The organism is Comamonas sp. GW821-FHT11H03, assembly GCF_058807955.1.
Genome location: NZ_JBXARF010000009.1, coordinates 284,790 through 298,357 on the forward strand (window position 1 = coordinate 284,790; position 13,568 = coordinate 298,357).

15 protein-coding genes are annotated in these 13,568 nt (G+C 61.2%); 12 read left to right on the top strand and 3 right to left on the bottom strand.

What is annotated here, in order from left to right; genetic code table 11:
• The first annotated feature begins 92 nt into the window (after positions 1–92).
• Together AC1RTQ_RS20000 and AC1RTQ_RS20005 are read left to right on the top strand one after the other, a co-directional pair.
• Entirely contained in the window at positions 93–776 is a 684-nt protein-coding gene (locus AC1RTQ_RS20000) for an ABC-type transport auxiliary lipoprotein family protein (RefSeq protein ID WP_304351183.1), read from the top strand.
• Positions 777–948: 172 nt separating this feature from the next.
• The gene (locus tag AC1RTQ_RS20005) at positions 949–1,446 is read left to right on the top strand and encodes a hemerythrin domain-containing protein (RefSeq protein WP_492878294.1); all 498 of its coding nucleotides are present in this window, start codon (positions 949–951) and stop codon (positions 1,444–1,446) included.
• Between the two features lie 96 nt (positions 1,447–1,542).
• Here the strand turns inward: AC1RTQ_RS20005 and AC1RTQ_RS20010 are convergent, their stop codons facing one another.
• Positions 1,543–2,190 carry a MarC family protein gene (locus AC1RTQ_RS20010; RefSeq protein WP_492878296.1) on the bottom strand — a complete coding sequence of 216 codons (648 nt, stop codon included), beginning with the start codon at positions 2,188–2,190 and terminating at the stop codon, positions 1,543–1,545.
• 182 nt (positions 2,191–2,372) lie between these two features.
• Here AC1RTQ_RS20010 and AC1RTQ_RS20015 point away from each other — a divergent pair, with 182 nt between their 5' ends.
• Complete coding sequence (locus tag AC1RTQ_RS20015) at positions 2,373–3,065, top strand: dienelactone hydrolase family protein (RefSeq protein WP_492878298.1); 693 nt, start codon at positions 2,373–2,375, stop codon at positions 3,063–3,065.
• 165 nt (positions 3,066–3,230) lie between these two features.
• Here the strand turns inward: AC1RTQ_RS20015 and AC1RTQ_RS20020 are convergent, their stop codons facing one another.
• Together AC1RTQ_RS20020 and hemB are read right to left on the bottom strand one after the other, a co-directional pair.
• The gene (locus tag AC1RTQ_RS20020; protein ID WP_492878300.1) at positions 3,231–4,433 is read right to left on the bottom strand and encodes a magnesium transporter CorA family protein; all 1,203 of its coding nucleotides are present in this window, start codon (positions 4,431–4,433) and stop codon (positions 3,231–3,233) included.
• 133 nt (positions 4,434–4,566) lie between these two features.
• A complete protein-coding gene (hemB, locus tag AC1RTQ_RS20025) occupies positions 4,567–5,577 on the bottom strand; it encodes a porphobilinogen synthase (RefSeq protein WP_302092920.1) in 1,011 nt (336 codons plus the stop codon).
• A 132-nt stretch (positions 5,578–5,709) separates the two neighbouring features.
• Between hemB and AC1RTQ_RS20030 the strand changes: the two genes are divergently transcribed.
• From AC1RTQ_RS20030 to AC1RTQ_RS20070, 9 genes are all read left to right on the top strand, one after another.
• A complete protein-coding gene (locus AC1RTQ_RS20030) occupies positions 5,710–6,126 on the top strand; it encodes a CopD family protein (protein WP_492878301.1) in 417 nt (138 codons plus the stop codon).
• Positions 6,127–6,183: 57 nt separating this feature from the next.
• Positions 6,184–7,281: a VanZ family protein gene (locus AC1RTQ_RS20035; protein ID WP_409812163.1), complete on the top strand. Its 1,098-nt coding sequence runs from the start codon at positions 6,184–6,186 to the stop codon at positions 7,279–7,281.
• Between the two features lie 11 nt (positions 7,282–7,292).
• A complete protein-coding gene (locus tag AC1RTQ_RS20040) occupies positions 7,293–7,649 on the top strand; it encodes a (2Fe-2S) ferredoxin domain-containing protein (RefSeq protein ID WP_034357909.1) in 357 nt (118 codons plus the stop codon).
• A gap of 161 nt (positions 7,650–7,810) precedes the next feature.
• Entirely contained in the window at positions 7,811–8,449 is a 639-nt protein-coding gene (locus AC1RTQ_RS20045) for an alpha/beta hydrolase (protein ID WP_492878303.1), read from the top strand.
• A gap of 151 nt (positions 8,450–8,600) precedes the next feature.
• Entirely contained in the window at positions 8,601–9,773 is a 1,173-nt protein-coding gene (locus tag AC1RTQ_RS20050; protein WP_302092922.1) for a D-alanyl-D-alanine carboxypeptidase family protein, read from the top strand.
• A gap of 238 nt (positions 9,774–10,011) precedes the next feature.
• Positions 10,012–10,389: a 30S ribosomal protein S12 gene (gene rpsL, locus AC1RTQ_RS20055; RefSeq protein ID WP_003059441.1), complete on the top strand. Its 378-nt coding sequence runs from the start codon at positions 10,012–10,014 to the stop codon at positions 10,387–10,389.
• A 168-nt stretch (positions 10,390–10,557) separates the two neighbouring features.
• The gene (gene rpsG, locus AC1RTQ_RS20060; protein WP_003059438.1) at positions 10,558–11,031 is read left to right on the top strand and encodes a 30S ribosomal protein S7; all 474 of its coding nucleotides are present in this window, start codon (positions 10,558–10,560) and stop codon (positions 11,029–11,031) included.
• Between the two features lie 144 nt (positions 11,032–11,175).
• Complete coding sequence (gene fusA / locus AC1RTQ_RS20065) at positions 11,176–13,284, top strand: elongation factor G (protein ID WP_302092923.1); 2,109 nt, start codon at positions 11,176–11,178, stop codon at positions 13,282–13,284.
• A 180-nt stretch (positions 13,285–13,464) separates the two neighbouring features.
• Positions 13,465–13,568: GTP-binding protein (locus tag AC1RTQ_RS20070; RefSeq protein ID WP_038708164.1), on the top strand; the 104-nt coding region annotated here is incomplete at its 3' end.

Here is a 13,568-nt window from a genome sequence, read left to right on the forward strand (position 1 = left end):
CGACTTGCGCAAACTCGGATCAGGCAGGGTGTTTTTTGCGATAGGAATTCCCGTTGTCCTTTCCCGTTGGCGCCAGTCCTAAAGGAATCAATATGGCAGACACAAAGCTTTCACTCACAGGCCGCGGAGCATGGCGATTACTGGGCGCTTCTTCTCTGGTGCTGGCGCTCGCAGCCTGCTCAGGCCTGCCCACAGCTCCCACGCAGCCGGTGCGCTATGACCTGGGCATGACCGACCTTGTGGTGCCGGCCGCCAATGCAGCCGCTCCTTCGGTGGCGCCGGTGCCGCTGGTGCTGGCCGAAGTCCAGGCTCCAGGCCTGCCCGAGGGCCTGACGGCCATGTTCTACCGCCTGAACTACAGCGACAGCCAGCAGCTGCGTGCCTACCAGAACGCGCGCTGGAGCCTGCCTCCGGCCCAGATGGTGGAGCAGCGTCTGCGCATGCGTCTGGGGCTGGAGCGTCCCGTTCTTTCGGGCAAGGACAATGTCCGCGCGGTGCTGGCCGACAAGCGCTCGATTGCGCAGCTGCGCGTGACGGTGGACGAGTTCAGCCAGGTCTTTGACAGTGCCAGCAGCAGCCGTGCGCTGCTGCGCCTGAGTGCCAGCCTGATTGGTGCCGGCGAGAGTGCAGGCAACCAGTTGCTGGGCCAGAAAGTGTTCACGGTCGAAGTGCCTGCTGCTGCAGCCGACGCAGCCGGCGGTGCCCAGGCCATGGCGCGTGCGGTGGATGAGGCGGCTGCCCAGCTCAGCCGCTGGTTGCAGGGTTACGGGCGCTAAGGCTCGACGAGCCCCAGGCATTGCTGCTCCCAAAGCCCTGTCATGCAGGGCTTTGTTGATTCCGGGCAAGTCCTGGCTGCCGGCGGGCAGCTGCTTTGCTGATGTGGGTCAATGGCCGGATCAGGTCTTGTTCTTAAGCTGCCAGTTCCTCAATCTCGCACAAGGAACTGCCATGGCCAGCCTCGAATGGAATGCCGCTCTCATCCTGGATTTTCCCGTCATGGACACGGTGCATGAGGAGTTCGTTGCCCTGCTGGCCCAGGTGGAGGCCGCCGCCGACGAGCAGCTGTGTGCTCTATGGGGCGAGCTGATTGCCCACACCCAGCAGCACTTCGATCAGGAAGACCGCTGGATGCAGACCACGGGATTTGCCACGGTCAACTGCCACAGCCAGCAGCACAAGGTGGTGCTGGCCGTCCTGCGCGAGGGAGCGGTCAAGGCAGAGCAGGGTGATCTGGCGACCATCCGCCATATGGCGGCCGAGCTGGGCCCCTGGTTCAGCCACCATGCGCAGAATATGGATGCCGCCTTGGCCCTGCATATGCGCCGCTCGGGCTTCGATCCGGTCAGCGGCGCAGTGATGATGCCCGAGGCCTTGCCGACTGAGCCCATTACCGGCTGTGGCGGCGCCTGCGGTGAAGCTGAAAAAAAGGAAGTGGTAACTGCCTGAAACTGGCACGCGCCAAGGCGAGAGACAGCGAGCAAGCGCCGCCGCGCAGCGAAGCTGCCGTCCCCCTTGGGGGAAGCGGCGTAGCCGCTCAGGGGGTCAAGGGTAAATCGCCGGGGAGGCCAGGATGGGGAAGATCTTGATCAGGCCTCCCGCCATCACCTCGATGGCCAGCGCGGCCAGAATCAGGCCCATGAGCCGGGTCATCACATTGATGCCGGTCTTGCCCAGCACGCGGGCAATCGGGTGGGCCAATGAAAAGCACACCATGATGGCAGCAGCCACCACCACGCCGTAACCGACCAGTGCCACATGCTGCCAGATGGTACGCGCCTGATCGGCATAGATCACCACGGTGGACATGGCGGCAGGCCCGGTCAGCAGCGGAATGGTCAGCGGCACGACGGCAATGCTGTTGCCCTCGGCGGCCTTTTCGACGCCGGCTGCCAGAGTGGCATTGTTGGGGCGCTCTTCGGCAGGGCGTGCGTTGAGCATGTTCATCGCGCTGATCAGCAGCAGCAGACCGCCGCCGACCTGAAAGCTTTGCAGCGAGATATTGAAGAACTGCAGAATCTGCAGCCCCAGCAGGGCGCAGACCGCAATCACGCAGAACGCTGCAAAGGCGGCGGTGCGAATGGTCTGCCAGCGCTGCTCGGCGTCGAAGCCGGACGTGTAGTGGATGAAGAACGGGACGATGGCCAGCGGGTTGATGATGGCGACCAGGGTGATCAGCGGCTTGATATCCATTACAGCTCGCCTCCTGGCATGGGGGGCTTCTTGCGACTGTCTGCCTTTTGTGGGGCTGAGATAGCTGGCATCAACACTCCTGTGAAAAAATGGCCGAATCATCGACGCGGCATCAGCCATTACAGCATTGCTGGAGGCCGCGTCGCGGATTTCCCTTTTGAACCATGTTAAGGAGCTTCGCAATGGGCAGCTTTATTGAACTGACAGCCGTGGATGGCGCAAAAACTCCGGCTTATGTGGCCATGCCGGAGGGCCAGGCACGTGGTGCCATCGTGGTGCTGCAGGAGATCTTTGGCGTGAACTCGCATATCCGCTCCGTGGCAGACCGCTACGCGGCCCAGGGGTACGTGGCTGTGGCTCCCGCCATGTTTGCCCGCGTCAAGCCCGATGTGGAGCTGGGTTACAGCGAAGAAGACATGAAGGCCGGCTTTGCGCTCAAGACTGCGGTGGAAGCCCTGCCCGAGCCCGGCGCGCTGCGCGATGTGGAGGCGGCTGCGGCCCATGCCGCGACGCTGGTGCCTGGCGGCAAGATCGGTGTGGTGGGCTTTTGCTGGGGCGGCCTCATGACCTGGCGCTCTGCCTGCAATCTGGCCAGCGTCTCGGCTGCAGTCTGCTACTACGGCGGCGGCATGACGGGCGAGCTGGAAGCCAGTCGTCAGGCACTGTGCCCGGTGCTGGCCCACTTCGGCAGCAAGGACCATTACATCTCGCTGGAGTCCGTCGAAGCCTTCAAGAAGGCTCAGCCCCAGGCGCAAGTGCATGTCTACGACGCCGACCACGGCTTCAACTGCGACCAGCGCGGCTCCTACAACGAAGCGGCCTCAGCACAGGCTGGGGAGCGTACGTTGGCCTTCTTTGCCCAGCATCTGGGTTGATATAAAAACAATAGCTGCTTGTGCTTGATATATAAGCGCAAGCAGCTGTTTTTATCTAAAGCCCGTTGCCGTTGGGCGGTTCCCCATCAGAGACATCAAGCAAGCGCCGCCGCGCAGCGAGGATGTCGTCCCCCTTGGGGGAAGGCGCGGAAGCGCCTCAGGGGGTCATTCTTTTTCTTCGCTTTCCAGATAGCGCCGCCGCCAGAAATAGGCCACCAGCACCACGGTGATGATCACCATGGCCACCAGGGCCCAGATGAAGCCGTCCTTTTTGTGCACGAAGGGGATGAACTCGAAGTTCATGCCGAAGATGCCGGCAATCAGGTTCAGCGGCAGAAAGATGGCCGTCACCGTGGTCAGCGTGCGCATGATGTCGTTGGCGCGGTTGCTCTGCGCCGAAAAGTGCATCTGCACGGCGGTCTCGGCGCTTTGTTCCATGCGGTGAATGTGGTGGGTCACGCGCTCTATATGTTCGAGCACGTCGCGCGAGCGCACGCGCAGCAACTCGCGCTCATGCTGGCGCGCGGGTGTGTGCTCGGGCGGCCAGCCCTCCAGTGCCTCGGTCCAGTCCTGTACGGCGGCGCGCTGGTCTTCGCAGATTTCATCCAGCTGGTGCAGTGCCAGGCGCACATCAAGCACGCTGGCCCAGTTGCTGAAACGCTTGTTGGGCTTGAGCAGTGCCATCTGCCAGTGGTCGATCTGGCGCGTCAGCGAACGGCGCAGGTCCAGATAGCCGTCCACCATGCCGTTGACCATGCGCAGCATCAGGTCGGCAGGCTCCACGGGCATCTTGGCGCTGACCTGGCGGCCGTCGCTCTTGGCGGGGCCGGAAATCAGGCGCTGCCAGAAATTTTCCAGCACAAAGCAGCCGTCGGGATGCACGGACAGCAGGATCTGGTCATACAGCGCAAAGCCCACGGGTTGGGTTTCCACGCGTTGCAGCACCGGCGCTTCGCGCTGGCCACTGTGGGCCGGGTTGTGCGATGGAGGCGGGGCGCTGGATGATGCACTGCCGGTGCCGGTCATCACTGCAGGCAGGCCTGGCGGTGCGGCTGCGGCGGGCGAGGCAGGGGCGTGGCTGCCGTTGAGCGGCGGCAGATGGGCGTTGGCCAGACGGCGGAACACCAGCACGTCGTACACCGAGGTGTAGTCGTAATTGGAAGGGATGGCCGGATTCAGCAGGTCGGAGACATGCAGGTCAACGAGGGCGGAGCCGCCCAGCCTGGCCAGCATGGTCTGAATGGCTGGCAGTTGAGCCTCCAGCTCCGAGCGTGTGCAGGAGACCCAGTAAAACCCCGTTGTCGCCGCCTGCGTGGGCAGTCCGTCAACAGGCTGGGCATAGAGGGGAGAGATATGCAGCACGCGCATGGGAATTGGCAGTCTCGATGTCAGTGCAAAAAGCAGATGCAAAAACGGCCCGAGCCAGCAGCCCGAGCCGTCAGATCATGCCTGAAATGCCCTCAAGCGCAAGCATGAGCTGCGCTGACAGCTATCAATTTTTTTACAGGCCGCGCAGCTTTTTGGCGGCGTCGATGGCAAAGTAGGTCAGGATGCCGTCGGCGCCCGCGCGCTTGAAGGCCAGCAGGGCTTCCATCATCACGGCGTCGTGATCGAGCCAGCCATTGGCGGCTGCGGCCTTGAGCATGGCGTATTCGCCGGACACCTGATAGGCGAAGGTCGGCACCTTGAACTCGTCCTTGACGCGGCGCACCACGTCCAGATACGGCATGCCGGGCTTGACCATGACCATGTCCGCGCCTTCGGCGATGTCCTGCGCCACTTCGCGCAGGGCTTCGTCGGTGTTGGCAGGGTCCATCTGGTAGACATTCTTGTCGGCCTTGCCCAGGGCGCCGCGTGTGCCCACGGCATCGCGGAAGGGGCCGTAGAAGGCGCTGGCGTACTTGGCGCTATAGGCCATGATGCGGGTGTGAATATGGCCTTGGAGCTCCAGTGCTTCGCGGATGGCGCCGATGCGGCCGTCCATCATGTCGCTGGGGGCGACCATGTCCACGCCGGCTTCGGCATGGGTCAGGGCCTGGCCGACCAGCACTTCCACGGTGTCATCGTTGATGATGTAGCCGCTCTCGTCCAGGATGCCGTCCTGGCCGTGGCTGGTATAGGGGTCCAGCGCCACATCGGTCATCACGCCCAGCTGGGGGAATTCCTTCTTCAGCGCGCGCACCACGCGCGGGATCAGACCGTCGGGGTTCAGGGCTTCCTTGCCGTTGGGGGTCTTGAGACTGGTTTCAATGGCGGGGAACAGCGCCAGATAGGGAATCTCCAGCTTCACGCATTCCTCGGCCACGGGCAGCAGCAGATCCAGGCTCAGGCGGTCAACGCCGGGCATGGAGGGCACGGCCTCGCGCTTGTTCTGGCCTTCGTGCACGAACACCGGGTAGATGAAGTCGTGCGGCGTCAGCACGCTCTCGCGCACCAGATTGCGGGTGAAAGCATCTCGACGCAGACGGCGCGGACGATTCTGGGGAAAAGGAGTAGGGCTGGACAAATGCATGGGGAAAATTGTGCCCCATTCGCCATGGCTTGGCTTGCAGCTGCGTGACTATTCCATGACGGCCGTCTCATTGCGGGGGAAAGACGCGGCGTGCAGCGGCTGTGGCGCAGCGCAGGCCTTTACACTGGCCCCATGCTATGGGTCAAAGCCTTTCACATCATTTTTGTCGCCAGCTGGTTTGCTGGTCTGTTCTACCTGCCGCGCATCTTTGTCAATATCGCCATGGTCACCCCGGGCTCGGTGGCAGAGCGTGAGCGCCTGCTGCTGATGGCGCGCAAGCTGCTGCGCTTCACCACCATGCTGGCCGTGCCCGCGCTGGGGCTGGGCCTGTGGCTGTGGCTGGGCTGGGGCTTCGCGGGTGGCTGGCTGCATGCCAAACTGGCGGTGGTGGTGCTGGTCATCGGCTACCACCACAGCTGTGCCGTGCTGCTGCGCAAGCTGGTGGACAACACCTGTCATAAAAGCCATCGCTGGTTCCGTTTCTATAACGAAGTGCCGGTGCTGCTGCTGATCGCCGCCGTGATTTTGGTGGTGGTCAAGCCCTTTTGAGTCTTGTGCCGAGAGTAGGAGGCGACTGTGTCCGATTCCGCGGTGCCGGTGATTTCCATGCGCCATACCTCGGCCTGGCCGCTGGCGCTGGTCTATGGCCTGCTCATCGTGTTTGCCAGCCTGTTTCCGTTCGACGGCTGGCGCGCGCAGGGCATTGATCCCAGCGTATTCCTGTTCGCCAGGATTCCGCCGCCGTACTGGACCTGGTTCGACGTCAACACCAATATCGTCGGCTATGCGCCGCTAGGCTTTTTCCTGGCGCTGGCCCTGATGCGCTCGGGCCAGCCCAGGCTAGCCGTGCCGCTGGCTTTTCTTGCCGGCACGCTGCTGTCGCTGTGCATGGAGTTTCTGCAGATCTATCTGCCGCGCCGCGTGCCGTCCAATCTGGATCTGGTGCTCAATGCCGGCGGTACCTTGATCGGTGCTCTGCTGGCAGCGCTGCTGGAGAGGCTGGGGGCTCTCTCGCGCTGGAGTGCATTTCGCAACCAGTGGCTGGGCGAGGGTGGTGCTGGTGTGCTGGTGCTGCTGGCGCTGTGGCCCTTTGCGCTGCTGTTTCCGGCGGCCGTGCCGTTTGGCCTGGGTCAGGTGCTGGAGCGCATTGACGATACCTTGCAGGAGTGGTTGCTGAACACGCCGTTCGAGGACTGGCTGCCGCTGGGCGATTTCGCCATGGCGCCGCTGTCGCTGGTGACGGAGATGCTGTGCGTGATGCTGGGGCTGTGGATTCCCTGTCTGCTGGCCTACTGCGCCGTGCGCCATATGGGCCGCCGCGCGCTGGCCGGATTGCTTCTGGTGGCGGCAGGGGTGGGGGTGACCGCACTGTCGGCCGCGTTGAGCTGGGGCCCGGCCCATGCCTGGGAGTGGGTGGATCTGCCGGTACGCCTGGGTGTCTGGGGTGGGCTAGGCCTGGCCGTGATTGCATTGCCTGCCTCGCGCCGCATGTGCGCCGTGCTATTGCTGCTGGTGCTGGTGCTGCATCTGAGCATCCTCAATCAGGCGCCGACAAATGTGTACTTCGCCCAGACCCTGCAGGCCTGGGAGCAAGGCCGTTTTATCCGCTTCTACGGCCTGGGCCAATGGCTGGGCTGGCTCTGGCCTTACGTGACACTGGCGTATGTAGTGATTCGACTCTCGCGTCGCCAACAGCCTGCCTAGAATGACCCTCCATGAGCGACATCCAGAATCAAGACCAGGCCGGCGGCTACTACCAGCGTCATATCTTCTTTTGCCTGAACGAGCGCCCCAACGGTGAGGACTGCTGCGCTCTGCACGGCGCCAAGGCGGGCTTTGACCACTGCAAGCGCAAAGTCAAGGAAGAGGGACTTGCCGGTAAGGGGCAGGTGCGTGTGAACAAGGCCGGCTGCCTGGATCGCTGCGCCGGCGGTCCCGTGGCTGTGGTCTACCCCGAGGCCGTCTGGTACACCTTCATCGACGACAGCGATATCGACGAAATCGTCGAATCCCATCTCAAGAACGGCAAGGTGGTCGAGCGCCTTGTGCTGCCCGAAAGCGTGGGGCGGTGATCTGGCTGCCTTGAGTCCTCTGGCTGCCCCGACAGGCTTGCGGCAAAGCGGTTCTTGTCTGGTGCGGCCGACTTTGGGCTTGCCTGACCAGGAACTTTAAGTGTTTTCAAGCGTCAGCCCAATTACAGCAAGCGCAAAAAGCTACAACTAGGATAGCAATCGTGAATTCCCAGACTGAACGACTGACGCTCACCGGCACTGCCGGTGCCATTGAGGCCCTGCGCGATGCGCCGCAACTGGTCGAAGGCCACAGCCCCAAGGGCGTGGCCGTCATCGCCCATCCGCATCCGCTGTTTGGCGGCACCATGGACAACAAGGTGGTCCAGACCCTGGCGCGAGCCTTTGTTCAGTGCGGCTACACGGTCGTGCGTTTCAACTTTCGCGGCGTGGGCGCCAGTGCCGGCGAGTATGACGCCGGCAAGGCCGAGCTGCAGGATTTGCTGGCCGTGGTGCAGCAGGTGGCTCCCGAAGGTCCGATCGCCCTGGCCGGCTTTTCCTTCGGCGCTTTCGTCACCAGCCATGCACTGGCCCAACTCTGGGGTACAGGCCGGGTGCACAAGGCCGTGCTGGTCGGCACCGCCGCCAGTCGCTTCGAAGTGGCTCCCGTGCCTGCCGAGGCCCATGACCAGACCCTGGTGATCCATGGCGAGGCTGACGACACCGTCGAGCTGTCCGCCGTGATGGACTGGGCGCGCCCGCAGATACTGCCTGTTACCGTGATTCCGCAGGTCGGCCATTTCTTTCACGGACAATTGCCTCTGCTCAAGAGCCTGGTGGTGCGCCACCTGAAGTCCCTGTAAGAGCCATACCCCACACCTTGACGCACGTGAATTGCTGCCCCGTCTCGGTTAACTCCCTTTTCATAGCGCCAGGCCGAGGTATATCCTTGGCTTTGGCCGTTTTCGACGGTAAATCACCGCGCTTACCTTTGCTTTAGCGAGAGTCCTCTTCATGAAGCCCATCTACTCCACACTGCGTGTTCTGGCCGTTGCTGCCGCAGTGGCACCCGTGTTTGCCATGGCACAGGTGGCGGCCCCTGTTCCTCCCGAAATCGCTGCCCGCAACTATCTGCTGGTGGACGTCACTGCCGGCCAGGTGCTGGGCGCCAAGGATATCGACGCTCCCGTCGAGCAGGCATCGCTGACCAAGCTGATGTCTGCCTATGTGGTGTTCGACGCCCTGCGCTCCAAGAAAATCACGCTGGAGCAGCGCATGCCCGTGAGCGAGCGCGCCTGGAAGATGCCCGGCTCGCGCATGTTCATCGACCCCAAGATGCAGGTGCCCGTCAATGACCTGCTCAGCGGCATGATCATCCAGTCCGGCAACGATGCCACCATGGCATTGGCCGAGGCCGTGGGCGGCACGGCCGAGAACTTCGTCAAGATGATGAATGACCAGGCCAAGGCCCTGGGCATGAAGAACACCAGCTACAAGAATCCCGAAGGTCTGACCGAGCCCGGTCACCTGACGACGGCGCGTGATCTGTCCATCCTGGCCCAGCGATTGATGCATGACTTCCCCGAGTACATGCACTACTACTCCACCAAGCAGTACAGCTATCCTGGCACGCCCGCTTCCAACGGCAGCAACCGCAATGCCTTGCTGTTCCGCGATCCCACGGTGGACGGCCTGAAGACAGGTCATACCAATGCCGCCGGCTATTGCCTGGTGGCCACGGCCAAGCGCGACCTGCCCAATGTGGGTCAGCGCCGCCTGCTGTCCATCGTGCTGGGCACGGCCAGCGAAAAGGCGCGTGCCAACGAAAGCCAGAAGCTGCTGAACTGGGGTTACACCGCTTTCGATGCCGTCAAGCTGTTTGATGCCGATCAGCCTGTGGCCACTCCCGCCGTCTGGAAGGGCGCAGCCAATGCGGTCAAGATCGGCAAGGCAGACGGTGCCGTGGTGGTGACCGTGCCCTCGGGCACCGGCGGCAAGCTGACCACCGAAGTGGTGCGCCAGGATCCGCTGATTGCACCGATTGCCAAGGGCCAGTCCATGGGCGTGCTCAAGGTCAAGTCGGGTGCGGATGTGGTGGCCGAGGTGCCGCTGGTGGCGCTTGAGGCCGTCGAGCAGGCCGGCTTCTTCGGCCGTCTTTGGGACACCATCCGCCTCTGGATCAAGTAAGTTCCCGGGCCGGCAGGAGGCCGCTCCAGCCGGCGACAGCCTTGGATAAGGCTCAAGCAAAGCATCTTGCTGCCTGGGGGCTATTGCCCAGAGGGGGTTGTGCTGATTTGCGCAAGCTGGTACATTCGAGGGCTTTTCGGAATTTCCGAAGGGATTCACGTTTCCGCATCAGCATCTGTTTTTGCGGATAAACCTTTTGCTTTCACGAAGCAAATTCACGTTTAGGGACGTTTAATTAATGCCAACCATTAACCAACTCGTGCGTCAGGGCCGCACGGTAGAAGTTGTTAAATCCAAGAGCCCTGCTATGGAAAACTGCCCCCAACGCCGTGGCGTGTGCACCCGTGTGTACACCACCACTCCCAAGAAGCCTAACTCGGCTCTGCGTAAGGTGGCCAAGGTTCGTCTGACCAACGGTTTCGAAGTGATTTCGTACATCGGCGGTGAAGGCCACAACCTGCAAGAGCACAGCGTTGTGCTGGTGCGCGGTGGTCGTGTGAAGGACTTGCCCGGTGTGCGTTACCACATCGTGCGCGGTTCCCTGGACCTGCAAGGCGTCAAGGACCGTAAGCAAGCTCGCTCCAAGTACGGTGCCAAGAAGCCTAAGGCTAAGTAATCAGCCCTGGTTTTTTGAAAACAAACGGTGTTTGATTCGCCTGACTGGCGCGGTCAAACGTAGTGGCCCTAAGCGCAAATGTTTTGTGCGGGTCGAGTAAGTGAGAGTTTTGAATAGCTCTCGCGGTATCTGAAAAGATGCCAACTGAAGCAAAGATAGAGGTAAAAAATGCCACGTCGTCGCGAAGTCCCCAAACGTGAAATCCTGCCGGATCCCAAGTTCGGCAATGTAGAGCTGTCCAAATTCATGAACGTGATCATGGAAGGCGGCAAGAAGGCGGTTGCTGAGCGCATCATTTACGGCGCTCTGGACCTGATCGAGAAGAAGCACCCCGGCAAGGACCCTCTGGAAGCTTTCGTTGTTGCCATCAACAACGTCAAGCCCATGGTCGAAGTGAAGTCCCGCCGTGTTGGCGGTGCCAACTACCAGGTGCCCGTGGAAGTGCGTCCCGTCCGTCGTCTGGCTCTGGCCATGCGCTGGATCAAGGAAGCCTCCCGCAAGCGTGGCGAGAAGTCCATGGCTCAACGCCTGGCCAACGAGCTGCTGGAAGCTACGGAAGGCCGTGGCGGCGCGATGAAGCGTCGTGACGAAGTGCACCGTATGGCCGAAGCCAACAAGGCCTTCAGCCACTTCCGCTTCTAATCGGAATCTCGCTCGAGATACAGGGCCGCATGCAAATCTTGCTGCGGCCTTGTGTCGATTCTGAGCGCCCCCATATAGAGCTGCTGCCTCCTGCGCACAATGCGGGGCCGGCAGTACTCCCATACGATCAAGCAAGGATCCATCATGGCTCGCAAGACCCCCATTGAGCGCTATCGCAACATCGGTATTTCCGCTCACATTGACGCAGGTAAGACAACCACTACAGAACGTATCCTGTTCTATACCGGTGTGACCCACAAGCTGGGCGAAGTGCACGACGGCGCTGCCACCACCGACTGGATGGAGCAAGAGCAAGAGCGTGGTATCACCATCACTTCCGCTGCAGTGACCTGCTTCTGGAAGGGTATGGATCTGTCTTACCCAGAACACCGCTTCAACATCATCGACACCCCCGGTCACGTGGACTTCACGATTGAAGTGGAACGTTCCATGCGCGTGCTGGACGGTGCTTGCATGGTGTATTGCGCTGTGGGTGGCGTGCAGCCCCAGTCCGAAACCGTGTGGCGTCAGGCCAACAAGTACAAGGTGCCTCGTCTGGCCTTCGTGAACAAGATGGACCGTACCGGTGCCAACTTCTTCAAGGTCTATGAAGGCATGAAGACTCGCCTGAACGCGAACCCTGTGCCCGTGGTGATCCCAATCGGCGCTGAAGAAAACTTCCTGGGCGTGGTTGATCTGGTCAAGATGAAGGCCATCATCTGGGACGAAGCTTCCCAGGGCATGAAGTTCGAATACCAGGATATCCCTGCCGAGCTGGTGGAAACCGCCAACAAGTGGCGCGAAAACCTGGTGGAAGCCGCTGCCGAAGCTTCGGAAGAGCTGATGAACAAGTACCTGGAAGAAGGTACTTTGTCGGAAGAAGAAGTGAAGGCCGGTATCCGTGCCCGTACTCTGGCGGTTGAAATTCAGCCCATGCTGTGCGGTACAGCCTTCAAGAACAAGGGTGTGCAGCGCATGCTGGACGCCGTGATCGACTATCTGCCCGCTCCTGTGGACATTCCTGACGTTACCGGTACCGACCCCGATGACGAAGAGAAGAAGCTGAGCCGCAAGGCCGACGACGCTGAGAAGTTCTCGGCTCTGGCCTTCAAGCTGATGACTGACCCCTTCGTGGGCCAGTTGACCTTCGTGCGCGTGTACTCTGGCGTTCTGACCAAGGGCGAGACCGTTCTGAATGCCGTCAAGGGCAAGAAGGAACGTATCGGCCGTATCGTGCAGATGATGGCCAACGACCGCGTGGAAGTCGAAGAAATCCGTGCCGGCGACATCGCTGCCTGCGTGGGTCTGAAGGACGTGACCACCGGTGAAACTCTGTGCGATATCGCAGCACCCATCGTGCTGGAACGCATGGTGTTCCCCGAGCCCGTGATTGCACAGGCTGTGGAACCCAAGACCAAGAGCGACCAGGAAAAGATGGGTATTGCCCTGTCGCGTCTGGCTGCAGAAGATCCTTCCTTCCGCGTGCGTACTGATGAAGAATCCGGTCAGACCATCATCGCCGGTATGGGCGAGCTGCACCTGGAAATCATCGTTGACCGCATGAAGCGCGAATTCAACGTGGAAGCCAACGTGGGCAAGCCCCAGGTTGCCTACCGCGAAACCATCCGCAGCACGGTCAAGGACGTGGACGGCAAGTTCGTTCGTCAGTCCGGTGGTAAGGGTCAATACGGTCACGTGGTATTCACCGTCGAACCTCAAGAAGCCGGCAAGGGCTTCGAGTTCGTCGACGCCATCAAGGGCGGTGTGGTTCCTCGCGAATACATCCCTGCAGTGGAAAAGGGTGTGATCGAAGCCCTGACTTCCGGCGTGCTGGCTGGCTACCCTGTGGTCGACGTGAAGGTTACGCTGACTTTCGGTTCGTACCACGATGTGGACTCGAACGAAATGGCGTTCAAGATGGCCGCTATCTTTGGTTTCAAGGAAGCTGCCCGCAAGGCCAACCCCGTCATCCTGGAACCCATGATGGCTGTGGAAGTGGAAACACCTGAAGACTACGCCGGTACCGTGATGGGTGACCTGTCTTCCCGCCGCGGCATGGTGCAGGGCATGGACGACATGGTTGGTGGCGGCAAGGCCATCAAGGCTGAAGTGCCTCTGTCCGAAATGTTCGGCTATGCCACTTCGCTGCGTTCCATGACTCAAGGTCGCGCCAGCTACACCATGGAATTCAAGCACTACGCTGAAGCTCCTCGTAACGTGGCCGAATCCATCGTTGCTGCCCGCGCCAAGTAATTGACGCAGGTTTGACGAATCCGTCATAATCTAAGGCTTCCAATCGCGGCAGTCCCTTGAGGATTGCCGCGATTTTTGCCGGTCTGCGATCCCATGCCGTCCTGTTTCCTGTGCGGGGCGAATCAGCAATGAGGTGCAGACCTTAAACATCACACAGGTTTTTGCTCTTTCGGAGAAATCATGGCAAAAGAAAAGTTTGAACGCACCAAGCCCCACGTGAACGTGGGCACCATCGGTCACGTTGACCACGGCAAGACCACCCTGACTGCTGCTATCGCTACCGT

Bases quoted from the DNA above. Each gene is read 5' to 3' on its own strand.
- AC1RTQ_RS20000 (WP_304351183.1), top strand. From the start codon at position 93: ATGGCAGACACAAAGCTTTCACTCACAGGCCGCGGAGCATGGCGATTA.
- AC1RTQ_RS20005 (WP_492878294.1), top strand. From the start codon at position 949: ATGGCCAGCCTCGAATGGAATGCCGCTCTCATCCTGGATTTTCCCGTC.
- AC1RTQ_RS20010 (WP_492878296.1), bottom strand. From the start codon at position 2,190: ATGGATATCAAGCCGCTGATCACCCTGGTCGCCATCATCAACCCGCTG.
- AC1RTQ_RS20015 (WP_492878298.1), top strand. From the start codon at position 2,373: ATGGGCAGCTTTATTGAACTGACAGCCGTGGATGGCGCAAAAACTCCG.
- AC1RTQ_RS20020 (WP_492878300.1), bottom strand. From the start codon at position 4,433: ATGCGCGTGCTGCATATCTCTCCCCTCTATGCCCAGCCTGTTGACGGA.
- hemB (WP_302092920.1), bottom strand. From the start codon at position 5,577: ATGCATTTGTCCAGCCCTACTCCTTTTCCCCAGAATCGTCCGCGCCGT.
- AC1RTQ_RS20030 (WP_492878301.1), top strand. From the start codon at position 5,710: ATGCTATGGGTCAAAGCCTTTCACATCATTTTTGTCGCCAGCTGGTTT.
- AC1RTQ_RS20035 (WP_409812163.1), top strand. From the start codon at position 6,184: ATGCGCCATACCTCGGCCTGGCCGCTGGCGCTGGTCTATGGCCTGCTC.
- AC1RTQ_RS20040 (WP_034357909.1), top strand. From the start codon at position 7,293: ATGAGCGACATCCAGAATCAAGACCAGGCCGGCGGCTACTACCAGCGT.
- AC1RTQ_RS20050 (WP_302092922.1), top strand. From the start codon at position 8,601: ATGAAGCCCATCTACTCCACACTGCGTGTTCTGGCCGTTGCTGCCGCA.
- rpsL (WP_003059441.1), top strand. From the start codon at position 10,012: ATGCCAACCATTAACCAACTCGTGCGTCAGGGCCGCACGGTAGAAGTT.
- rpsG (WP_003059438.1), top strand. From the start codon at position 10,558: ATGCCACGTCGTCGCGAAGTCCCCAAACGTGAAATCCTGCCGGATCCC.
- fusA (WP_302092923.1), top strand. From the start codon at position 11,176: ATGGCTCGCAAGACCCCCATTGAGCGCTATCGCAACATCGGTATTTCC.